Raw genomic sequence first — 22,169 nt, forward strand, 5'->3', positions numbered from 1 at the left:
GATGACAGACACCACTCCCACGAGCCTGACCGACCGCATCGAGGCCGCACTGCGAGACGTGCGCGACCCGAACGCCGACCTCTCCGTGTTCGACGCCGGCTTCGTCGACGACATCGCCGTCGACGGCGGCGACGTGACCATCGAGACGGACCTGACGGCGCTGGACGGCCAGACGAGCACGCAGGTCGTCCAGGCGATGCTCCACGCCGTCGACGACGTGGACGGCGTCGAGAGCGTCCACGTCGAGCGAACCACGCCGTCGAGCGAGGGCCAGGGCGGCGTCGAGTCGTTCGACCGCGTTATCGCCGTCGCCAGCGCGAAGGGCGGCGTCGGCAAGTCGACGGTCGCGACCCACCTCGCCTGCGCGCTGGCCGCCGACGGCGACGTGGCGCTGTTCGACGCCGACATCCACGGCCCGAACGTGCCGGAACTGCTGGACGTGAGCGGCCCGGTCCACTCCAGCGAGGAGGGCGACCCGCTCCCGGTGCGGGCCGGCCCGATGGACGTGATGAGCGTCGGCCTGATGGAGTCCGGCGCGCCGCTGGCCTGGCGCGGGGCGATGGCCCACGACGCGCTCTCGGACCTCTTCGAGAACACCGCGTGGCGCGCCGACGGGACGCTGGTGATCGACCTCCCGCCGGGGACCGGCGACGTGGTGCTGACGACGCTGCAGGAGGTCCCGGTCGACGGCGTGGTCGTCGTGACGACGCCGTTCCACGCGAGCGTCAGCGACACCAGCCGGACCGTCGAACTGTTCCGAGACAACGACGTGCCGGTGCTCGGGACCGTCGTCAACATGGCCGAGTACGTCTGTGACTGCTGTGGCGAGCCGAACGACCTGTTCGCCGGCGACGCGCTGGCCGACCTCGACGCCGACGTGCTCGCCGAACTCCCGTTCAGCCACGATCTCCAGGGAACGCCCGCGCCCGGCGACGTGCCGGACGCGGTCGCAGCCCTCGGCGCGGCGGTCGAGGACGCGCTGGAGACGGCCGGCGAGGTGGCGGTCGCCGACGACCGCGACGCGGTCGACATCCGTGACCTGCCGCCACAGGAACGCAAGGAACGGGTCCGCGAGCGATTCACTGCCCTCGACAGCGGCGAGCGGTTCGTCCTCGTCAGCGACCGCGACCCGACACCGGTCGGGAGTTTCCTCGGCCGACTCGCCGAGGCCCCGCGAGAGGCGTTCGACCCGTTCGAGGTCAGGCGAGCGACGCCGAGCGACTGGGTGCTGGAGACCGAGAAACCCTGACCGGGGCTGGTGGCCGCCAACCCTCGTTTTTCCGTGCTGAACGCTACCACACCGCCCCGCCGCGGTCGTTGGAAAGGGATAATTACCGCCGCCCGTAGCGATACGCTAATGGCAGTTACGGGCGGCAGAGACGTGCCGAACCGGGGACGAGCGTGCGGGCCGTGCGGACGGCAGGGACGGACCGGCGGTGACCGGCGTGCCTGACGCGTTCGCGCTGATGAACGCGGTCGGGCTCGTCGGCTTCGCGTTCGTCGGCGCGGCCAAGGCCATCGAGGAGCGCTACGACGTGTTCGGTGTCACGGTTGTCGGCGTGATGACGGCGCTGGGCGGCGGGACGACCCGGGACCTGCTGTTGAACAGGGTCCCGAACTCGCTGCAGTCCCCCGACGAGGTCGCCCTCTCGCTGCTGGGCGTCGCCGCGGCTGTCGTGTTCGTCCACTACCTCGACGACGGCCACCAGCACCCGGTCGTCCTGACGGCCGATGCCATCGGGCTGGCGGCTTTCTCGACGACTGGCGCGCTGCTGGCCCACCAGGCCGGTCTCCCGGTGTTCGCCGTCGTCGCGCTGGCCACGGTCAACGCGGCCGGCGGCGGCGCGATATCGGACCTCCTGCTCGGCCGAACGCCGTTCATCCTCCGCGAGGACTTCTACGCGTCCTGTGCCGTCATCGGCGGTCTCACTTTCTGGGCGCTCGCACAGATGGACGTGACCGTCGGCCTCGCGTCGACCGGGTGCGCGCTGGGGGTGCTGACGGCGCGCGGGCTTGGAGTCGGGCGCGAGTGGTCGCTTCCGACCGTCCAGATGCGGGAGCGAACCGACACGCAGCAGCGCTAGTCGTCCTCCGGCCACCACCGGAGCGTGATGGCGACCGACCGGTCCAGCCCGAACACGTCCGACGAGCGGTCGACGGTCGCGGTCTCCGGGCAGTCGATATCCGTCCGCTCGCCGCCGACCTCGACGGTTATCGTCCCGTTCTCGCGCTGGAGTCGCTCGGCGAGCGCGTCCAGGTCCGCGAGCAAGTCGTCGCGGGCCATCGTCGTCTCCCGCTCGGTGTTCTGCTGTGGCACGCCGCCGACGACCGGCGCGATGTCCACGTCCGTCGAGCGGTTCGAGAGGACCGCGTTGACGGCCGCGCCGAGCAGGATCACCAGCCCGACGACGTAGAGCCACGAGAGGAGCAGGAGGATGCTCGCGACGAGGTTGCCGCCGGTCGAGCCGGCCTTGAACGTCGTGAAGATCGCCTGCGCGACGGTGAGGCCGACGGCGGCGAACGCCACGCCGGGGACGACTTCCATCGGCGTCACGTCGGTGTCGGGAAAGACGTAGTACATCGGGTAGAAGACCAGAAAGAGCCCGACGGCGCGGACCGCACCGCCGACGAGCGCCGACAGCGGTCCCGTTCCGGTCTCGGGGAGCAGCGAGCCGAGCGCGCTGGCGCTGACGATTGCCAGCGCGACCGTCACGAGCAGGAGCAGCCCGTCGCCGAGCTGGTCGAGGAAGGTGTTCGCCGCGCCCGTCTCGTAGATGTCCGAGAAGGCTGTGTCCAGCCCGCGGAAGATGCGCAACGACCCCCACAGCAGGAAGCCGAGACCGAGCAGTGACACCGACGCGTCGGCCTCGCTGAGCCCCTGCTGGATGACCTCGCTGGCCTGCGCCGTCAGGACAGACTCCATGATGCCGACGACCGAGGTCCTGAGCGCGACGTTCTCGGTCCGCTGGACGAACGCGAGCACCAGCAACAGCAACGGCAGAATCGAGAGGAAGGCGTGATAGGCGATCGAACCCGCCATGAACGTGAGCCGCTCGGCTCTGACCTCGTGGACGAGTGCCCGGGCGACTTCCTCGGTCCGGGCGCGACTGGGACGCATACGGGTCGTTCGACAGCGGAGCGCAAATAGGCAGCGTCCGGACCGACCCGCCGACACCAGGTGTCAATCGATACACAAAATAAATGCCGTCCCCGGGAGATACCCCGGTAATGGTCCTCTCGGACGTGTTGCTCTCCCCCCTCGGACTCGTCGCCCTCCTCGCGGCCGTGCCGATCGTCCTCCTGTACCTGATCCGGCCGGACCCCCAGGAGCTCTCACTGCCGACGTTCCAGTTCCTCGTCGCAGAGGAGCGCCAGCAGTCGTCGACGCCGTTCTTCGAACGGCTCTCCCGGAGCCTCCTCCTGCTGTTGCAGGTGCTCGTCGTGCTCGTGCTGGCCGTCGGACTCGCCTCGCCCTACGTCACCGTCTCCGAGCGGACTACGGTCGAGGAGACGGTGCTGGTGGTCGACACCAGCGCGAGCATGCAGACCAGCGCCGACGGATCGACGCGCTTCCAGCGGGCCGTCGCGGCCGCGGAGTCCGAGGTGACCGGGACCACGTCGGTCGTGACCACCGGGAGCGGCGGGGCGGTCGTGCTCCAGCGCGGGACGCCGAGCGCTGCCCGGGAGGCCATCGCGGGACTCGGCCCGACCGACGCGGCGGGCGACCTGAGCGGTGCTATCTCGCAGGCCGCCTCGCTGGCCGGCGAGAACGCACGGGTCGTCGTCCTGAGCGACTTCGCCGGCGACGAGTGGACCACCGCCGTGAGCACGGCCCGCGCCCGCGGGCTCTCGGTCGATCTCCGGCAGTTCGCCGGCGGCGGCGACGACAACGTCGGCTTCATCGACCGCCGGTTCTCCCAGTCGTCGGTGACGCTCTCGGTGAAGAACTACGGCGACTCGGCCGTCACCCGCACGGTCCGGCTGGGGAACGCGGCGCGGGAAATTCGGCTCGGGGCCGGCGACGTGGGGTCGGTGACGCTGCCGGTCCCCGCCGGCACCAGTCAGGCGCGACTCGCGCCTGGCGACAGTTTCGCGGCCGACGACACCGTCTACCTCGCCGCGCCCGAAGACCCCGCCGTCGACGTGCTGGTCCTGACCAACGACCGGAACCGCTACCTGACCACCGCGCTCTCCGTGATCGACCGGGTGAACGTCACGGTCGAGCAGCCGCCGACGACCATCGAGGAGGGCTACGACGTCATCCTCTACAGCAACGTCGAGGACAGTTCGCTGCTGCCCGGCAACGTCGAGAGCGGTCGCGAACTGGTGGCGGACGGTGGCGGCGTCGCCGTACTGGCCCAGCGCGAGCTGCCGACGAAGTACGGCGACCTGCTGTTGCTGGAACCGGGCGGCGTCGCGTCGGGGGCGACCGTCCGTCAGAGCGCACAGACGGGGCTCACGACCGGTATCGACTTCCAGCCGCCCGAAGAGTACGTCTCCGGGTCACTGCGGACCGGGACAGCCCACGTCAGGCTCGGCGACGGCTCGCCGCTCCTCGCGACGGCCGAGCGCGGCGGCGGCCGCGTCATGTACTACGGTTACATCGAGGACAGTTCGAGCTTCAAGTTCAACTACCAGTACCCGGTGTTCTGGAAGCGGGCGGTGTACTACCTCGCGGACCGCGAGCCGCTGCCGGCGCTGAACCACGCGACCGGCGAGCGCGTCCAGTTCGGGAACGCGACGGTCGAGAGCCCGTCGGGGACGACGACCGGGTCGGTCCAGCTCCGGGAGGCCGGCTTCTACCGGACCGAGAGCCGGCAGGTGAGCGCGTCGCTGCTCGACGAGAGCGAGTCCGCCACGGCCGTCGAACCGCTCGAAGAACGCTCAGGGGCCGCGGGCAATCTGACCCGCGTCGAACAGCGGACGGTCCCGCGGCCGCTGACCGAGTACCTCGCCCTCGCGGGCGTGCTGCTCGCGCTGGTCGAGGTTGGCTACCTCCGGCGACGAGGTGACCTGTAATGGCGGTCTCCTACACCGTCGCGGAGGGGCTGACCGTCGGCATCGAGCACCTCTGGCCGCTGGCCGCGCTGCCCGTCGCCGTGGGCCTGCTCGCGTACCTGGTCCGCCGGGGCGAGGCCGGACCGCGGTCGGCGTCGAACCGGAGCCGCCGGCTCCTGCTCGCCAGCCGCGTCCTCATCGTCTGTCTGCTCGTCCTCGCGGCGATGGAGCCGTACACGGTCCAGACGCGCGAGACGCCGGGCGAGCCGAGCGTGACGATACTGAGCGACGAGTCCGCGAGCATGGACGTCTACGGGAACACGACCGAGTCGCTGGTGACGCAGATCGAGGGCGAGGGCGTCCCGGTGACCAGGGCGACCGTCGGGAGCGGGTCGACCTCCAGAATCGGCGACGGCGTCGTCGCGAACCTCAGGCAGAACGGCACGGTCGTCGTCGTCTCGGACGGTCGCGTCACCGACGGGCGGAGCCTCTCGGTCGCCGCCGAGGAGGCGGCCTCGCTGAACGCGACCGTCCACCGGGTCAGGCTGCGGTCCCCGCGGACCGAGCGCGCGGTGTCGATATCGGGGCCGGCGACCGTCAGCCGCGGCGTGCCCTCGCAGTACGTCGTCTCGCTCCAGGGCGTGAACGTCGACGGCCCGGTCCCGGTCACGGTGACTATCGACGGCGAGACGGCCACCGAGGGCGAACTGCGGCCGAACGGGACGCTGACGGTCGAACACACCTTCGAGGAGATCGGGTCTCACCGCGTGACGGCGACCCTCGACGGCGAGGACGTGTACGCGCGTAACGACGTGTTCTACCGCAGCGTCCGCGTCGTCGAACAGCCAGACGTGCTCTACGTCTCGCCCGGCGAGTACCCGCTGCGGAACTACCTCGACTCGCTGTACAACGTCTCGACCGCCTCGACCGTCCCGGGCGACCTCGACGGCTACTCCGCGGTCGTCGTCCAGGACACGCCGTCTGCCAATCTCGGCAACGTCACCGCCCTCCAGGAGTTCGTCATCAACGGCGGCGGCCTCGTCGTCGCCGGGGGCGACAACGCCTACGAGAACGGCGGCTACCAGCAGTCGTCGGTCGCGCCGATGCTGCCGGTCAGCGTGGGCAACGCGACCGGCGGCGAATCGAACATCGTGCTCCTCGTCGACGTCTCGGGGAGCGCTGAGGGCGGCCTCTCGGTACAGAAGGCCGTCGCGCTGGACGTACTCGATCAGCTCGGCGACGGAAATCAGGTCGGCGTCGTCGCGTTCAACCACAACGCCTACCGCGTCGCCGAGATGCAACAGCTCGGCCCGAACCGCGAGGGAGTCGCCGACAAGATCCGGCGGCTCAACAGCGGCGGTGCGACCGACATCGCCGTCGGGCTCCAGGGGGCCGACGAACTGCTCGGCGACAGCGAGGGGACGATCATCCTGCTCAGCGACGGCCAGGACGACCTCGGGCCGCCGGCCGCCGTCGCCAATCAGCTCGGCCGCGAGGGGACGCGGGTCGTCTCGGTCGGCGTCGGCAAGCGAGTCGGCGTCGCGACCATGCGCCAGATCGCGAGCGAATCCGGCGGGTCGTACTTCGCCGCCGACGAGACAGAACGCCTGCGCCTCCTCTTTGGCGGCACCTCGCGGCGCTACCAGGGCGAGAACCTCACCATCGTCACCGAGGGCACGTTCATCACCTCCGGCGTCGAACTGACGGCCAACCCCGGGCAGGCGAACAAGGTGCAGGTCAAGCCCGGCGCGGACTACCAGGTCGCCACCGCCGACGGGACGCCGGCGATCACCTCCTGGCGGTTCGGACTCGGCCGCGTGGTCTCGATCACCGCCTACGGCTCCGACGGGACGCTCGACGGCCTGCTCGAACGGCCGGACTCGCTGGTCCTGACCAAGTCCGTGAACTACGCGGTCGGCGACCCCACGCGGACCCAGACCGGCGTCACGAGCGTCGGCGACGCCCGCGTCGGGAGCCCGACGACGCTGACCTTCCAGGGCGACTCGCGGCCCGAGGCCGCGAAAGTCTCCTTCCGCCAGATCGGCGAGGGCCGGTACCGCGGCGAGTTCACGCCGCGGGAGGCGGGCTACCGGACGGTGCTCGACACCGAGTACGCCGCGAACTACCCGGTCGAGTATGCCGCGTTCGGCCAGAGCGAAGCCCTCTCGACCCTCGTCGGGACGACGGGCGGGCAGGTGTTCGGCCCGAACCAGGGCGAAGCGATCGCCCGGGAGGCGCGTCAGAAATCCACGCGCGTTCGGACGGTCCGGGACACCTGGGACTGGCTGGCGCTACTCGGCGCGCTCGCGCTGTTCACCGGCGAGGTGGTCGCCCGCCGCGTTCAAGTGTACCGCGGTCGCACTACTCTGGAGAGTGGTCTCCCGTGAGCACAATCGGTCGCCGCATCAACCTCGGGCTCGTCCTGTTCGTCGTCCTCTCGATGGTCGGGACAGGCGGCACGACGGTTCTCTATCAGGACTCCGCGAGCGAGCTCCGAACCCAGAACGAGAACCTCCGCGAGCAGAACGCCGAACTCCGCCAGAACCTCGACGAGACGCGCGGCGAACTCCAGTCCACGCAGTCGCGCGTCGACGAACTCGAAGCGACGCTCGACACGCGCTCTGAAGACGTCGACCAGGTCGCCACCGAGCTGAACCGGACGGAGCAACAGCTCAACGCCACCGAGGTCCAGCTCTCCGAGACCCGACAGTCGCTGCGAGAGAGCGAGGACCGCGTCGAGGAGCTGCAGGGGACGGTGTCGGACCTCCGCAGCGAGCGAAACGACCTCCAGGACCGCGTCGACTCGCTCAACAACGAGATCGACGACCTGGAAGGCGAGAACGAGGACCTGGAGGAGCAGGTCTCTGACCTCAACGACGAGATCGACAGTCTCGAATCGCGGATCGACAACCTGGAAGGCGACATCGAGGACCTCAACGACGAGATCGACGACCTGGAGCAAGATCTTAAACAGGCCTGTAACGCGCTGGACAACACGAACGAGACCTCCAGTGCCTGCCAGGGGGTCTAATCGTGAGCGACGCAACGCCATCCAACGCGTCTGAATCGGCCGGGAGCGAGAGTGCCGCGTCGGCCCAGCCGAAAGCCAGCGGGCCGGACCCTCGCCGGCGGATGGCGAGCGCGCTCGACGAGGTCAGGAGCGAGGGCAAGAAGGCGGCGCTCATCTACGCCGTGGTCGACGCGGTGTTGCTCTTCCTGGCGGTGAACGTCCTGTTGGCCGTCCTCCAGCCGGCGGAACTGCCCACGCAGGTGGCCGTCCCGGCGTCGGTGACTGATCCCATCGCGCAGGCCGTCGGCCGGTCGGTCCCCCGGGTGACGCTGCCGGGGAGCGCCGTCGTCGCGGCGGTCGTCGGGTTGCTGGCGTTCGTCGGCGAGTACGGCTACCGCGTCCGTCGCCCCCTCGTCGAGCAGTTCGAGGCGGCGAATCCCGGCGTGGCGGAGGCGCTCCGGACTGCCCGCGACGCCGTCGACGACGGGGCCGACACGCGCATGGCGGCCCGACTCTACGAGGACGTGCTCGACCGCCTCCGGCAGAGCTCCGGGGTCGCGCTGGTCGACACCCGACGGCTGCTCGTGACGCTCGTCGTCGTGGTCGCGTTGAGCCTGGCGACGGTCCAGGTGGCCGTTGTCGATCTCGACCTGCTCGGCGGAGCGGGTCCGACCGACGACGGTTCGCCGTCCGACCGACCCAGCGAGTACGAGGGGCTCGAAGACGGCGACGCGGTGCTGGGAGAGTCCGAAGACGTGCAGGCCGGCGACGAGAACCTCACCGCCGAGATCGAGTCGACGGGCGGCGACGAGGAGATCGACAGCAGCGAGCAGTTCCCGTCGACCGGCGACGGCGGTCCGGGCAGCGGGAGCGGGGCCGTCGACAGCCAGCAGGCCGGGTACGCCGCTCCCGAGGAAGTGGAGGACGCGGAACTCATCCGCGAGTACAATCTCAGGATACGAGACCAAGACGACTCAGACACCGATCCATGACGCCACAGCAAGACATCGACGCCCTACAGCGAAAGATCGAGGCCGCCCGCGAACAGATTGCCACGCGAATCGTCGGCCAGGAGGAGGTCCTAGAACAGTTGCTCGTCTGCATCCTCGCGGACGGCAACGCCCTCCTTGAATCGAACCCCGGACTGGGGAAGACGACGATGGTCCGCACCGTCGCGGAGGTGACGGATCTCCAGTTCTCGCGCATCCAGAACACGCCGGACCTGATGCCCTCCGACATCACCGGGACCGAGATCATCCGCGAGACTGACACCGGCCGGGAGTTCGTCTTCGAGAAGGGACCGGTGTTCGCGAACGTCGTGCTGGCCGACGAGATCAACCGCGCGACGCCGAAGACCCAGGCCGCCCTGCTGGAAGCGATGCAGGAGAAGCAGGTGACGGCCGCCGGCGAGACCTACGAACTGCCCCGCCCCTTCTTCATCCTGGCGACGCAGAACCCCATCGACCAGTCGGGGACCTACGCGCTGCCGGAGGCCCAGACCGACCGCTTCATGCTGAAGATTCTCGTCGACTACCCGGACTACGAGGAGGAGCGCTCCATCGTCGAGATGTTCACCTCGGGGAAAGAGCAGGTCCCCGTCGAGCGCTCGCTCACGCGGACGGAAATTCAGGAGATTCAGCAACTGGTCCGCGAGATGCCCATCGCCGACGACCTGCGGGACCGGGCCGTCCAACTGGTCCGGCGGACCCGCGAGGCCGACGACATCGAGTTCGGGGCCAGTCCGCGCGCGAGCATGGCGCTCGTGCTGACTGCGAAGGCGCGGGCGTTCCTGCGGGGCCGCTCGCACGTCACGGGCGAGGACATCGAGGCGCTGGCCGCGCCCGTCCTCCGCCACCGGATCATCGTCGACTTCCGGGCCGAGCGCGAGGGACTGACGCCCGACGACCTCGTCGCCTCGCTGCTGGAATGACCATCGAACCAGACTTCCTCGACGAACTCGGCCGATTCGACGCGGCGCTGAACCGCCAGACCACGTCGCTCCGGCAGGGCGACCAGCAGTCGCCCCGCGTCGGCGAAGGGCTGACGTTCAGCGACTACCGGCGGTACTCGCCGGGCGACGACACGCGGCTCATCGACTGGAAGCTGTTCGCCCGGACGGAGGAGTACTTCATCAAGCAGTACGAGGAAGAACGGAGCCTGACCGTCCACCTGCTCGTCGACACGAGCGCGTCGATGGACTACGGCGAGGACGAGACCCACAAGTTCGAGTACGCGGCCAAGCTCGCACTCGGCTTCGCCTACCTCACCGCCGAGGAGAACAACGACTTCCGCTATGGAACCTTCCTCGACCGCGTGAACCGCATCGATACCGGCCGGTCGAACCGCGGCGAACTCCTCGCGCTCATCGACCAGCTGAACGAGGTCGCGCCGGAGGGGTCGGCGGACTTCGAGTCGGCCCTCGAAGGGTACGCCCAGCGGATCCGCTCGCGGTCGCTCGTCGTCGTCTTCAGCGACTATCTGGCAGACCCGGAAGTCATCGAGTCGGGCGTCGCCGCCCTCGCGAGGAACGACGTCGACGTGTTGCTCGTCCGCGTCGTCGCGCCGACGGAGCGGGACCCCGGCGTCGTCGGTGACGTGCTGTTCGCAGACCCGGAGAGCGACCGGACGCGGCGGTCGTACTTCAGCGGGTCGCTCGCCGAGACCTACCAGTCACGTCTCGACGCGCACATCGACTCGGTGTCGAACCGCGTCACGGCGCTCGGCGCGGACCACGTCCTCGTCGACACCGGCGCGGACTACTTCGACTCCTTTGCGAGCGTCTGGCTCAAGTGAGACTGGCGGCGGTCCAGTGACTGGGGCGGCCGAGCGCAGAGCCGCTCACAGCGAGCGGCACCCAGCATCGGCCTAGGTGTGACGTTTAAGTCTACCACTACCATGGTATGTGTCATGCCCCCGTCTCCACTGGGCGATGTGGCTCCGTTCGGGATGCACGACCAGCGGTTGTCGGTCCTGCTGATCGACGACGACGCGGACCTGGTCGATCTCTCCGCCACCTTCCTGGAACAGGAGCTTACGGACGCGGAGACGACGACGGTGACTGAGCCGACGACCGGACTCACCGAGGCCATCGACGGCGCGTACGACTGCGTCGTCTGTGATTACGATATGCCGTCAAGCGATGGCCTGGCGGTGCTGGACGAGATGCGAGACGCGGGCGTCACGGTTCCGTTCATCCTCTTCACCGGCAAGGGGAGCGAGGAGATCGCGAGCCGGGCGATCTCGGCGGGCGTCGACGAGTACCTCCAGAAAGGGGGCTCGGAGAAGTACACCATTCTCGCGAACAAGATCGAGAACCTCGTCGAGAAACATCGGGCGGAACAGCAGGTCCAGCGGGGGTTTCGAGCCATCGAATCGGCACAGGAAGGGATCGGGATTATCGACGAGAACGGCATCTATCAGTACCTGAACGACGCCTACGCGGCGATCTACGACCGAGACCGATCTGAGATAATCGGCGAACACTGGAAGATGCTGTATCCCGCCCGGGAGATCGACCGGTTCACGGACGAGGTCCTCCCCGAACTCGACGAGCGTGGATCGTGGAGCGGCGTCGCCACGGGGCTGACGAAGGCCGGAGACCCCGTCCACGAACGGCTCGTCCTGACGCCGACGAGCGACGGTGGCCACGTCTGTCTCGTCCAGCGCGTCACCGAGGACCCCGAGCCGTCTGGCGAGGCGGCGCTCAAGACGCGGGCTCTGGACGCCGCCTCTGTCGGGGTGACGATTACGGACCCACACCGAGACGATAACCCTATCATCTACGTAAACGACGGGTTCGAGTCGCTCACCGGCTACGACCGGGACGCGATCCTCGGTCGGAACTGTCGGTTCCTGCAGGGCGAGGGAACCGACCCCGAGACGGTCGCCTCGATTCGAGACGCCATCGCCGACGAGGAGACGATATCGACGACAGTGCTGAACTACACCGCCGACGGCACCCCGTTCTGGAATTTCCTCGAAATCGCTCCGATCGAGGACGACAGCGGAACCGTGACGCACTTCGTCGGATTCCAGCGCGACGTGACCGAACTCATCGCACACCGCAACGAGATGGAGGACCAGATCGAGTGGCTCAGCGAGTTCGCGGAGGTCGTTTCACACGATCTCAAGAACCCGCTGTCGGCCATTCGCGGCAACATCGAACTGGCGTTGCAGACCGGTGAGATGGATCGGTTATCGGAGGCGAAGCAATCTGCGACGCGGCTCGACGAGTTGATAGACGACCTCTCGAACGTCATGCGTCAACAGGAACTGGTGACCGAACCGAAGTCGGTCGATTTCGCGGCCCCCTTTCGGTCGCTTGACCAGTTCGACACCGTGTCGCGGTCGATAGACGTCGTCGATTCACGCAAGGTGGTCGCCGACGAGCAAGCGCTGGCCCGACTGGCCGAGAACCTCGTCAGGAACACGCTCGAACACGGCGGACCGGACGCAGAGATACGTATCGGGACGCTGTCGGACGGGTTCTACTACGAGGACACCGGCGAGGGGTTCCCCGACGGGGCCACCGACGAGGTGTTCAAGCCCGGCTTCTCGACGAAAGAAGACGGGACCGGCTTCGGGATGGTCAGCATCCGACAGATCGTTCGCGCACACGGCTGGACCGTCACCCTCGGCGAAAGCGACGCCGGCGGTGCGCGGTTCGAGTTCACCGGCGTCGAGACCGTCGCGTAATCAGCGCAGTCGCGGTCGGCGCTCACTCGGCGAGAATGTGTGCCGGCAGGTCGTCGCGGATGATGGTGTCGCAGTACTCACAGCGGACGCCGTCGTCGCCGACGGCGAACCGCGAGTCGACGGGCTCGTCCTCCGTGGTGATGCAGTTGCGGTTCGGACACTCGAGGACGCCGACGACGACCGAGGGGCGTTCGACGCGGCGCTTCTCGACGACCTCGTAGTCGCGGATGATGTTGATGGTCGCCGCGGGGGCGATGAGCGAGAGCACGTCCACCTCGTCCTGTGAGAGTTCGCGACCCTCGACCTTCACCACGTCCTTGTGGCCCAGGCGGTCCGAGGGCATGTTCATGGCGACCGAGACGGAGTCCCCGCTGGTGCCGTCGATGCCGAGGATGGCGAGGACGTTCAGCGCCTGTCCGCCGGCGATGTGGTCGATGACGGTGCCGTTTCGGATCTTCGAGACGCGGAGTTGCTGGTCGTTGTCGCTCATTGGTTACCTCCGAGCATCAGGTCGAGCAGGGCCATCCGCACCGGGACGCCGTTGTGAGCCTGCTGGAAGTACTGGGCGTGCGTGGTCTCGTCGACGTCGTGGGCGATCTCGTCGACGCGGGGCAGGGGATGCATCACGGTCAGGTCGTCTTTGGCCGCTTCGAGCATCCCGGCGTCGATCTGGTACTGGCCCGCGACCTCGCGGTACTCGCTCTCGTCAGGGAAGCGCTCGGCCTGGATACGCGTCACGTAGAGCACGTCCAGTTCCGGGAGGATCTCGTCTAAGTCGGTGTGTTCGCGGACGCCCGCGCCGGCCTCGTGGAGGTCGTAGCGGACCGAGCGCGGGAGTTGCAGCGACTCCGGGCTGATGAAGTGCTGTCTGGCGTCGACGGTCGTGAGCGCGTGGGCGAGCGAATGGACCGTCCGGCCGTACTTCAGGTCGCCCATGATACCGATCGTCAGGTCGTCGAAGCCAGCGTTCTCCCGGATGGTGTAGAGGTCGAGCAGCGTCTGCGTCGGGTGCTGGCCGGCCCCGTCGCCGGCGTTGACGAGCGGGACGTCCACGAACTCGCTGGCCATCTTCGCCGAGCCCTCCATCGGGTGCCGGAGGACGAGCGCGTCGGTGTAGCCCTCGACGACGCGGACGGTGTCGGCCAGCGACTCGCCCTTCTTGACACTCGAGGACTCGACCGAGCCCATGTCGACGATGTCCCCGCCCAGGCGCTTCATCGCCGTCGTGAAGCTCATCTTCGTCCGGGTGCTCGGCTCGAAAAAGAGCATGCCGAGCAGCGTGTCGGTGTGTCGGTCCGCGAACGCCCCCGGGTCAGCGGCGATGTCGGCCGCGTGGTCGAGCACCGTCTCGATGTCGCCCCGCGAGAGCTGTTTCGCGCTGATGATGTGGTCGTGCCGCATCTCACTCGGTACCGCGCTCCCGACGCTCTTGAATCCCCCGACACGCGGAGGCGACGGCGAGCCAACGAGTCGCGGCGGCGAGAGACGTTCGTTCGCCCCGTCTCAGCTGTGTTGCCACACGTCGACGTGCGGTTCGGTGTAGGCCTTGCCGACGATGTCCGGGTCGCCGTCGCCGTCCAGGTCGACGACCTTCGCTTCGTGGGTCGCGATTCCCGTTCCGAGTAGTTCCTGCTCGAAGTTCCCCGCACCGTCGTTGCGGAACGCGAACTGCCGCGGGGTGTGGCCCTCTTCGAGACCCATTTCGGCGACGAAGATGTCAGGCGTCCCGTCGCCGTCCAGGTCGGCCACCTGCAGGCTGTGGGGGTTCGAGAGGTCGTCGTGCAGCAGCGTCAGCGACCACTCCGGCGGGTCGAACACGCCGAGTCGGGCTGGGCGGTCGTCGAGATAGGGCTCGTCACCTTCGACGAGGACGATCTCTGGCTCGCCGTCGCCGTCGAGGTCGTCGATGGCGATGCGGGTGCATTCCCATCCCTCAGCGATCTGCTCGCGCTCCCAGCCGTCGTCGGTGCGGTGGAAGACGTTCGGTCCGGCGACGATTTCAGCCTCGCCGTCGCCGTCGACGTCCTCGACGGCCACGCCCTCGACGTTGAGTCCGTCGGCGACGACGTGGCGGTTGGCCACCGGCCACGGCTCCCGGCGGGGGTTGTCCGGGATATCGTAGTAGAACACGGTCTGGGACTCCTGTGACAGCCCGACGACCTCGTTCTCTCCGTCGCCGTCCACGTCGGCCACGGCGGTGTCGTGATACTTCTCGAAATCGTCCGTGATGAGTCGCCGTGTCCACGTCTCGCGCGGATCGAGCGGGATCTCGAACCACCAGAGCTTGTGCCGGTGGATGTTCTGCCCGGCGACGAGGTCGGGTCCGCCGTTGCCGGTCACGTCACCCAGCGAACCGCCGACCGACAGTTCCGGGGCGCGGGCCACGTCGTGGCGCTCCCACCCCGGGTTCTCGTACCAGAAGACGTTCGTCTGCAACCGTCGCGCCAGCGGCCCCATCCCGTACACGGAGAACAGGTCGACCGACGTGCCGATGAGCGGGAGGTCGACGACGTACTCGGTACCCAGCGCGCCGACGATGACGTCCGGGACACCGCTCCCGGTGAGGTCGGTCGTGAGACAGAAGCTCATCTGACTCGCCGGCGGCGACTCGTCGATTACCTGATGCCGGAACTCCATGCTCCGGGGGTCCCGACCGAACGGTATTGTTATAGCCGCATTAATTGACGGTAACCAGTTCGCCGCACCGGGACGAGGCGCTCACGACCCGCTCGTTCGCGTGCCGATTCGTTCGCGGGGCGCGTCGGACCGACTGACCAGTCGATCGAGGAGCGCCGCGCCGCCGTCGATTTTCGACTCCGGGGCGGCATCGAGTTCGTTCTCGTAGACGATCCAGTCGACGCCAGCGTCGGCAGCGGCCTCCGCTACGCGTTCCATACCGACCGCACCCTCACCGTGCGGGACGTTCTCGGCCCCACCGACGAGGTCCGGTCGGGTGACGTCCCGCAGGTGTACCATCTCGGCGCGGTCGCCGACCAGCGAGAGCGCAGCGGTCGGGTCGAATCCCGCGGCACGGACCTCCGCGACTTCGATCTCGAAACTGAGTTCCTCGGGTTCGGTGCGAGCGACGAGGTTCCACAGCGGCGTCTCGCTCGGGACCACGGACGGGTTCTGCGACGCGAGCCGTCGGGCCGCCCGCTGTGCGTGATCGGCAGCCCGGTCGGGAATCGGGGTCGACGAGAGGAGTGCCCGGCTTCCGTCCGGTAACAGCGGCCACAGCGTTCTCCTGTCGTTGTGGAATCCGAGGTTGAGTCCGTGGTCGGCCAGGTCCGCGGCTGCCGCCCGAAGGCGCTCTGCGAGCGAACGCACCGACCCACGGCTCCGGTAGTGAGACGACGATACGTGGGGGATGACGATCGAATCACAGCCGACCGTCCGGCAGCGCTCAATGAGGTCCGTCTGGCCGTCGACAGCGTCCTCGACAGCCGAGAGGTCGGCGTGGACGGCCACCGGTTCGATCCCGGTCTCCGCCAGCGCGTCGGCGACGGGCTCCGTCGGTTCCTCGCGAAACCGGTGTGCGAACTCGACGCCGTCGTAGCCGGCCTCGTCGACGCGTCGGAGGATGTCCGGGAGCGGGGCGGAGTGAGAGCGGACACTGTACAACTGGATAGCCCGCTGAGGTATGCTATCCATGGACAATGCCGCCATGGGTAGAGAGTGGTATCGTTATGTGGAGGCTAGGCGGCGAACCCGGACACCGGCATGAGATTGAAGGGAAGCGAACCTGAGAGCGCACCGACTAGCGACCGCATAACGGCACGACAGTGAATCGTTCCACGGATGCTACCCAGATATGTAATGGTCCGTCCGCCTCAAGTCGTGACGAACGTTCAAGACCGGAGACGCGGCCAGTCGCGGTATGCTCGCAATCGCTGGTGGCAAGGGCGGCTGTGGCAAGACCACGACAGCGCTCGCGCTCGGACGAGCGGTCGCGACGGCGACGGGAGTCCGGCCGCTGGTCGTCGACACCGACCGCGACATGCCGAACCTCCACCTCCGTGCCGGCGTCGACCCGAGACCCGGACTCGCCGAGTGCGGGTCCGACACCGACCCGGCGGCACTGGCCCAGCCATCCCCGCGGTTCCGCGGCGTCGACGTGCTTCCCTGTCAGGGGGTGTCGACTCCCGGGATCTCTTCCGCCCTCGACGCGCTGGCGCGACGCGACCGCACCGTGTTGCTCGACTGCCCGGCGGGTGCCGGCCCCGACGCCGCCGTCCCACTCCGTGCCGCCGACCAGACGGTCCTCGTCAGCACGCCGACGGAGCAGAGCCTCACCGACACCGCGAAGACGGCGGCTGTCGCCCGCGAACTGGACGCCCCGCCGGCGCTCGCAGTGCTCGTCGGCAGCGACGGGAGAGTCGATCCGACCCCCCTGTTGGCGTGCGAGCCGACCGTTCACGTTCCATCGGTATCGGCTCCGCTGGCGTCTGATGCGGTCGAACGCACGTATCTCGCGGCGGCGGAAATTCTCAACAAGCGGAATACTTAATCTGATGGGTCCGTAACGCCTCACTGGTATGGTGAACCGGCTACGGACGGGGATCGACGTCCTCGACAGGAAACTCGACGGGGGGATCCCCGCGGGGAGCATCGTCGTGCTCTCCGCGCAGCCGGCCAGCCAGGCGGAGTTGTTTCTCTACGAACTCACCGCCACGCGCGGGACCCTGTGGCTCTCGCTCGACCGGACCGCCGAGTCCGTCGTCGCCAGCATCGAGCAGACGCCGGCCAACACCGGCGACCCGACGGTCCGGCACATCTCCGGCGAAGCGCCGCTCGACAACGCCGGCAAACTCGTCTCGGCCCTGCCGGAGACGTCGAACCTCATCGTCGACCCGCTCGACGTACTGGAGGCCCAGGAGCCCCACTCGCGTTTTCGCGCGTTCATGAACGACCTCCAGAACCACATCGTCAACACCGGCAGCCTGGCCATCGTTCACTGCCTCGACGGCCGCGACGTCCCGCCGCTCCGGGACACCACCGAACACTTCGCCGACGTGGTGTTCCAGCTCGACACGACGACGAACGGCGACGAAGTCGAGAACCGCCTCGCGATTCCGAAGTTCCGCGGCGGACGCGCGCCGACCGACGTCATCAAGCTCAATCTGGTCGAAGAGGTCAGCATCGACACCAGCCGCGACATCGCGTAATTCCGTCGCGGCCTGTCCGGGCGTTCCCGCGGAGCTATGGCTCTCTGTTTGTCGATCCGAGTTCCGTCCCGACGAGCACCAGCGCGAATATTCCGACCCCGACCGCGAGTCCCAGTCCCAGCCCGAACAGCACGCTCGCCGTCAGGACGTACGTCCCGACGCCGATCGCGATAGCGGGCGGGACCGAGAGCAGAGCCGGGTACAGCAGCGACGCGCGCATGGGTTGTGATGTCGGGCCGGTCGGATAACGGTTGCTCACGCGGGTGTCAGTCACGGACGGGGACGCTGCTGGAAAAAGACGTATCTCGCTGTCGCTCGGTCCGGGGAAACCGCTCGCGCCGCTCGCGGTAGCTCTACTCTTCTGCGCCTTCGATCTCTTCGACGATCTCTTCGGCGTCCACGTCGGCGTCTTCCAGCGCTTCCTCGATGTCAGCGCCGCCGGCTCCGCCCATGCCGCCCATCATCCCGGGCATACCCATGCCGCCGCCACCGATCTCTTCCTGGACGATGATGCGGTCGATGTCGAGCAGCTGGGTGAGCTGCTGGGCGATCTGCTGTTTGCCCATCATCCACTGCTGGTTCATCGTCAGCTGGGGCGTCGCCTCGATGTACAGCGTCTCCTTCTCGACCTCGACGGTCTCGTACTCGGGCTCCGCGTCCTCCTCGTCTTCGTCGTCCTCGCTCTCGACGAGCTGTTCCTCCTCGACGGAATCGGTCTGGAACCACACGTCGAGCTCCATGTCGAGCATCATCTGGATGATGCCCTGGGCCTTCTCCTCGCGGTCCGTGACCTCTTCGAGGACCTCGTACTCGTACTCGACGTCCTCGCCGGCGAGCGGGTGGTTGAAGTCGACGCGCGCGCGGCCGCCGATGATCGTCTCGACGTGGCCGTGCTGGCCCTCGATGTCGACGTGCGCGCCGGGGTAGCGGTCGTCCTCGGGGATCTTGTCCTTCGAGACGGTGCGGACCTCCTCTTCGTCGTACTCGCCGAAGGCGTCTTCGGCGGCGACGGTGACGGTCCCCTCGTCACCGACTTCCTTCCCGTAGATGTCCTGCTCGACGTCCGGGAAGATGTGGTTCTCGCCCAGAACGATGGTTCGCGGGCCGAACTCCTGCTGGTCGGTGTCGATGCCGTCGTCGGCCGCGACCTCTTCGTCGGTCGTGTCGACGAGCTGGCCCTCCTCGACGGTGCGGGCGGTGTAGGCGAGCTTTACGACGTCGCCGTTCTGCAGTCCCTCTTCTGTCTCTGCTTCCGCCTCTTCCTCGGCTTCGGTCTCGGACTCGTTGCTCATACCCTGTTCGTCAGTCGTGGCACTCTTAAGGACAACGTTTCCGGGCCAGCGGCGGAGACGAATGGCAGGTCAGTAGTCACTCTTGTCGAGCAGGCGCTCGAACTTCTTGCGGTCGACGTTGCGACCGGAGATGGGGATGACAACGGTCTCGCCCCGGATGTCGGCCCCAGCCTGGAGCGCTCCGGCGACAGCCGTCGCGCAGGCCCCCTCCGTGACGATGCGGTCGGTCGCGAACAGGCGGGCGACGGCGTCTTCGATTGCCTCCTCGGAGACCAGCCGGAAGTCGGCCAATCCGTCGCGCAGGATTTCGGTGGTGAGCGCGAACGGGACGCGCGTCGCGATTCCCTCGGCGATGGTGTCGACGCTGTCGAGGGCCGCCAGCGTCCCCTCGTCCCAGGCGCGGTACATCGCCGGCGCGCCCTCGGCCTGCACGCCGACGACGGCGGTGTCGGTCAGTTGGCCCAGCGAGAGGCAGTACCCCGCTGCCGAAGAACCGCCGCCGACGGGACAGAAGATGCGGTCCACGTCCGGTCGCTCGTCGACGATTTCGAGGCCGGCGGTGCCGACGCCGGCGATGAGCGCCGGTTCGTTCCCGGAGTGGACGTAGCGAGCCTCGCGCTCGACGGCCAACTCTTCGACTCGTTCGCGAGCCTCGTCGTAGTCCGCGCCGTACTGGATGACCTCCGCGCCGAGCTGTTCCAGCGACGCGACCTTGCCGGCGTTCGCCCCCTCGGGAACGCCGATTGTCACGGGCACGCCGAACTCCCGGCCGGCCCAGGCGATGGACTGGCCGTGGTTGCCCGTGCTCGCAGCCAGCAGTCCGGCTTCGCGGAACTCCTCGTCGAGCGACGCGACGAGGTTCACCCCGCCGCGGACCTTGAACGCGCCGGTCGGGAGGGTGTCCTCGCGCTTGAGCAGGACATCGGCGTCGAGGGCATCCGAGAGGGGCTCGCTGCGGACGAGCGGCGTCTGGGGGAGGTGCTGTCTGACTCGGCGGCGGGCGCGCGCGACCGTCGCGACCGTCGGCGGCGTCAGGTCGTGGTACGGGAAGACGGTCGTCTCGTCGGGGGACTCGATCGGTTCGTAGCGACCGGCCATACCCCTACTCGGGAGAGCGGGGACAGTAAAGGGCGCGGTCGAAGCGAGCGCTTTTCACCGCCCCGGCCGACGAGCGCGGTATGTACGAGATCGAGGTCAAAGTGCCGGCCGACATCGAGGCGGTCGCCGAGCGACTCGACGAGATGGGCGCAGAGCACGTCGACACGGTGATTCAGGAGGACACGTACTACGACGCGCCCCACCGTGACTTCGCCGAGACCGACGAGGCGTTTCGGATCCGCCGCGAGACCAGGAAGGGCGAGACGAGGGCGAAGATCACCTACAAGGGGCCGCTCCTCGAGGCCGAGTCGAAGAGCCGCGAGGAGTTCGAGACCGGCGTCGCCGACGGGGACAGCGTCGACGCCATCGTCACCCATCTCGGGTTCGACCCAGCCGCGACGGTCCGCAAGAACCGGCGGGTCTTTGAGGTTCGGGACTACGACGTCACACTCGACGCCGTCGACGACGTGGGGACCTTCGTCGAGGTCGAGACGGAGACGGACGGCGATATCGAGCCCGCACGCGAGGGGGCCTACGAGGTGCTCCGCGACCTCGGCCTCGACCCGGCCGACCAGCAGCGGACCTCGTATCTCGGAATGCTGCTCGATGATGCGAGCGAGTAATCATTCTCTGCCGAACTGTTCCCGTAAGTTATAGAAGCCGGCCCAGCGAAGGCCGTGGTAATGACCGATCGGAACATCCACGTCCAGCCCGCGAGCGGCCTCGCAGTCGAAGATCAGGACATCGAAGTCGTCGAGCGAAAGGGGATCGGCCACCCCGACTCCATCTGTGACGGCGTCGCCGAGACCGTCTCGCGCGCGCTGGCTCAGACGTACATCGACCGGTTCGGGAAGGTCCTCCACTACAACACCGACGAGACCCAGCTCGTCGCCGGCACGGCCGCGCCCGCCTACGGCGGCGGCGAAGTGCTCGAACCGATCTACCTGCTCGTCGTCGGGCGCGCCACGAAAGAGTACGACGGCCAGCGAGTCCCCGCCGAGAGCATCGCCCTGCAGGCCGCGCGGGACTACCTCGCCGAGCAGTTTCCCCACCTCGACCTCGGCTCGGACATCGTCGTCGACGTACAACTCGGCGAGGGGTCGGGCGACCTTCAGACCGTCTTCGGCGAGGAGGGGACCGTCCCGATGGCCAACGACACCAGCTACGGCGTCGGCCACGCCCCCCTGTCGGAGACCGAGCAGATCGTCCTCCAGACCGAGCGCCAGCTGACCGGCCAGTACGCCGACGACAACCCGGTCGTCGGCCAGGACGTGAAAGTGATGGGCAAGCGCGAGGGTGACCACATCGACGTGACCGTCGCCGTCGCGATGGTCGACGAGCACGTCCCAGACCTCGCCGCCTACACGGACGCCGTCGACCGTGTCCGCGACTTCGTCTCGGACCTCGCCGTCGAGCACACTGACCGCGACGTGACCGTCCACGTCAACACGGCCGACGACTACGACTCCGAGTCGATCTACCTCACGACCACCGGGACCAGCGCCGAGCAGGGCGACGACGGCTCCGTCGGCCGCGGGAACCGTGCCAACGGCCTCATCACGCCGAACCGACCGATGAGCATGGAAGCCACGTCTGGGAAGAACCCCGTCAACCACATCGGGAAGATCTACAACCTCCTCTCGACGGAGATCGCCAGGTCCGTCGCGGGCGAGGTCGACGGCATCCGGCAGGTCCAGATGCGCCTGCTCTCGCAGATCGGCTCGCCCATCGACGAACCGCACGTCGCGGACGCGACTATCGTCACCGAGGACGGCGTCGCGGTCGGCGACGTAGAGGACGACGTCCGGGCGGCCATCGACGACGAATTGGCGGGCGTGACCGACATCACGCGGCAGGTCATTGACGGCGACCTCACGACGTTCTGACGTCCCGCGAGACGACATCCCTTTA

General features: G+C 68.1%; 21 protein-coding genes. 13 read left to right on the top strand and 8 right to left on the bottom strand.

The annotated features are described in order from the left end of the window. Position 1: 1 nt before the first annotated feature. Together ACOZ4I_RS09440 and ACOZ4I_RS09445 are read left to right on the top strand one after the other, a co-directional pair. Positions 2 to 1,249, top strand: a complete 1,248-nt coding sequence (locus ACOZ4I_RS09440; protein ID WP_423998863.1) for a P-loop NTPase — start codon at positions 2 to 4, stop codon at positions 1,247 to 1,249. Between the two features lie 217 nt (positions 1,250 to 1,466). Next, complete coding sequence (locus ACOZ4I_RS09445) at positions 1,467 to 2,084, top strand: trimeric intracellular cation channel family protein (RefSeq protein ID WP_424004800.1); 618 nt, start codon at positions 1,467 to 1,469, stop codon at positions 2,082 to 2,084. On the opposite strand, the gene ACOZ4I_RS09450 is transcribed toward ACOZ4I_RS09445, so the two are convergent. Beyond that, positions 2,081 to 3,118, bottom strand: a complete 1,038-nt coding sequence (locus tag ACOZ4I_RS09450) for a YihY/virulence factor BrkB family protein (protein WP_423998865.1) — start codon at positions 3,116 to 3,118, stop codon at positions 2,081 to 2,083. The two genes, ACOZ4I_RS09445 and ACOZ4I_RS09450, sit on opposite strands and share 4 nt — an antisense overlap. Before the next feature lie 110 nt (positions 3,119 to 3,228). Between ACOZ4I_RS09450 and ACOZ4I_RS09455 the strand changes: the two genes are divergently transcribed. The 7 genes from ACOZ4I_RS09455 to ACOZ4I_RS09485 all read left to right on the top strand — a co-directional run bounded on the left by ACOZ4I_RS09455 (position 3,229) and on the right by ACOZ4I_RS09485 (position 12,703). Then, the gene (locus ACOZ4I_RS09455; protein WP_423998867.1) at positions 3,229 to 5,019 is read left to right on the top strand and encodes a vWA domain-containing protein; all 1,791 of its coding nucleotides are present in this window, start codon (positions 3,229 to 3,231) and stop codon (positions 5,017 to 5,019) included. After that, positions 5,019 to 7,385 (top strand): VWA domain-containing protein, encoded by a 2,367-nt coding sequence (locus ACOZ4I_RS09460; protein ID WP_423998869.1) that lies wholly within the window; start codon positions 5,019 to 5,021, stop codon positions 7,383 to 7,385. Before ACOZ4I_RS09455 ends, ACOZ4I_RS09460 begins: the two co-directional genes overlap by 1 nt. Continuing rightward, entirely contained in the window at positions 7,382 to 8,029 is a 648-nt protein-coding gene (locus ACOZ4I_RS09465) for a chromosome partitioning protein (RefSeq protein WP_423998871.1), read from the top strand. Before ACOZ4I_RS09460 ends, ACOZ4I_RS09465 begins: the two co-directional genes overlap by 4 nt. A gap of 101 nt (positions 8,030 to 8,130) precedes the next feature. Beyond that, positions 8,131 to 9,000, top strand: coding sequence for a DUF7502 family protein (locus ACOZ4I_RS09470; RefSeq protein WP_424004801.1), 870 nt, complete (start codon positions 8,131 to 8,133; stop codon positions 8,998 to 9,000). Then, positions 8,997 to 9,938: an AAA family ATPase gene (locus ACOZ4I_RS09475; protein WP_423998873.1), complete on the top strand. Its 942-nt coding sequence runs from the start codon at positions 8,997 to 8,999 to the stop codon at positions 9,936 to 9,938. Before ACOZ4I_RS09470 ends, ACOZ4I_RS09475 begins: the two co-directional genes overlap by 4 nt. Continuing rightward, complete coding sequence (locus tag ACOZ4I_RS09480) at positions 9,935 to 10,801, top strand: DUF58 domain-containing protein (protein ID WP_423998875.1); 867 nt, start codon at positions 9,935 to 9,937, stop codon at positions 10,799 to 10,801. Before ACOZ4I_RS09475 ends, ACOZ4I_RS09480 begins: the two co-directional genes overlap by 4 nt. Positions 10,802 to 10,915: 114 nt before the next feature. Further along, positions 10,916 to 12,703, top strand: coding sequence for a PAS domain-containing protein (locus ACOZ4I_RS09485; protein WP_423998877.1), 1,788 nt, complete (start codon positions 10,916 to 10,918; stop codon positions 12,701 to 12,703). A gap of 22 nt (positions 12,704 to 12,725) precedes the next feature. Here the strand turns inward: ACOZ4I_RS09485 and pyrI are convergent, their stop codons facing one another. The 4 genes from pyrI to ACOZ4I_RS09505 form a co-directional block, all read right to left on the bottom strand. After that, complete coding sequence (gene pyrI / locus ACOZ4I_RS09490) at positions 12,726 to 13,193, bottom strand: aspartate carbamoyltransferase regulatory subunit (protein WP_162414182.1); 468 nt, start codon at positions 13,191 to 13,193, stop codon at positions 12,726 to 12,728. Then, positions 13,190 to 14,104 (bottom strand): aspartate carbamoyltransferase, encoded by a 915-nt coding sequence (pyrB, locus tag ACOZ4I_RS09495; protein ID WP_423998880.1) that lies wholly within the window; start codon positions 14,102 to 14,104, stop codon positions 13,190 to 13,192. The genes pyrI and pyrB overlap by 4 nt, the downstream gene beginning before the upstream one ends. Positions 14,105 to 14,206: 102 nt before the next feature. Beyond that, positions 14,207 to 15,340: an FG-GAP repeat domain-containing protein gene (locus tag ACOZ4I_RS09500; protein ID WP_423998882.1), complete on the bottom strand. Its 1,134-nt coding sequence runs from the start codon at positions 15,338 to 15,340 to the stop codon at positions 14,207 to 14,209. A gap of 81 nt (positions 15,341 to 15,421) precedes the next feature. Continuing rightward, positions 15,422 to 16,354 (bottom strand): sugar phosphate isomerase/epimerase family protein, encoded by a 933-nt coding sequence (locus tag ACOZ4I_RS09505; RefSeq protein ID WP_423998884.1) that lies wholly within the window; start codon positions 16,352 to 16,354, stop codon positions 15,422 to 15,424. Between the two features lie 226 nt (positions 16,355 to 16,580). Between ACOZ4I_RS09505 and ACOZ4I_RS09510 the strand changes: the two genes are divergently transcribed. Both ACOZ4I_RS09510 and ACOZ4I_RS09515 read left to right on the top strand, forming a co-directional pair. Beyond that, entirely contained in the window at positions 16,581 to 17,210 is a 630-nt protein-coding gene (locus ACOZ4I_RS09510; protein WP_423998886.1) for a MinD/ParA family ATP-binding protein, read from the top strand. Positions 17,211 to 17,238: 28 nt separating this feature from the next. Further along, positions 17,239 to 17,868, top strand: a complete 630-nt coding sequence (locus tag ACOZ4I_RS09515; RefSeq protein ID WP_162414187.1) for an RAD55 family ATPase — start codon at positions 17,239 to 17,241, stop codon at positions 17,866 to 17,868. 34 nt (positions 17,869 to 17,902) lie between these two features. Here ACOZ4I_RS09515 and ACOZ4I_RS09520 read toward each other — a convergent pair whose 3' ends face one another. The 3 genes from ACOZ4I_RS09520 to ACOZ4I_RS09530 form a co-directional block, all read right to left on the bottom strand. Further along, positions 17,903 to 18,088, bottom strand: coding sequence for a hypothetical protein (locus tag ACOZ4I_RS09520; RefSeq protein ID WP_423998888.1), 186 nt, complete (start codon positions 18,086 to 18,088; stop codon positions 17,903 to 17,905). Between the two features lie 133 nt (positions 18,089 to 18,221). Further along, on the bottom strand, positions 18,222 to 19,160 hold the full coding sequence (locus ACOZ4I_RS09525) for an FKBP-type peptidyl-prolyl cis-trans isomerase (RefSeq protein ID WP_423998890.1): 939 nt from the start codon (positions 19,158 to 19,160) through the stop codon (positions 18,222 to 18,224). Positions 19,161 to 19,229: 69 nt separating this feature from the next. After that, positions 19,230 to 20,258 carry a threonine ammonia-lyase gene (locus ACOZ4I_RS09530; RefSeq protein WP_423998892.1) on the bottom strand — a complete coding sequence of 343 codons (1,029 nt, stop codon included), beginning with the start codon at positions 20,256 to 20,258 and terminating at the stop codon, positions 19,230 to 19,232. A gap of 80 nt (positions 20,259 to 20,338) precedes the next feature. Between ACOZ4I_RS09530 and cyaB the strand changes: the two genes are divergently transcribed. Further along, on the top strand, positions 20,339 to 20,881 hold the full coding sequence (gene cyaB, locus ACOZ4I_RS09535; RefSeq protein WP_423998894.1) for a class IV adenylate cyclase: 543 nt from the start codon (positions 20,339 to 20,341) through the stop codon (positions 20,879 to 20,881). A 60-nt stretch (positions 20,882 to 20,941) separates the two neighbouring features. Continuing rightward, the gene (locus ACOZ4I_RS09540) at positions 20,942 to 22,144 is read left to right on the top strand and encodes a methionine adenosyltransferase (RefSeq protein ID WP_423998896.1); all 1,203 of its coding nucleotides are present in this window, start codon (positions 20,942 to 20,944) and stop codon (positions 22,142 to 22,144) included. The last annotated feature ends 25 nt before the right edge of the window (positions 22,145 to 22,169 follow it).

Origin of the sequence: Haloarcula salina (assembly GCF_049603855.1) — an archaeon.
Lineage (GTDB): Archaea > Halobacteriota > Halobacteria > Halobacteriales > Haloarculaceae > Haloarcula > Haloarcula salina_A.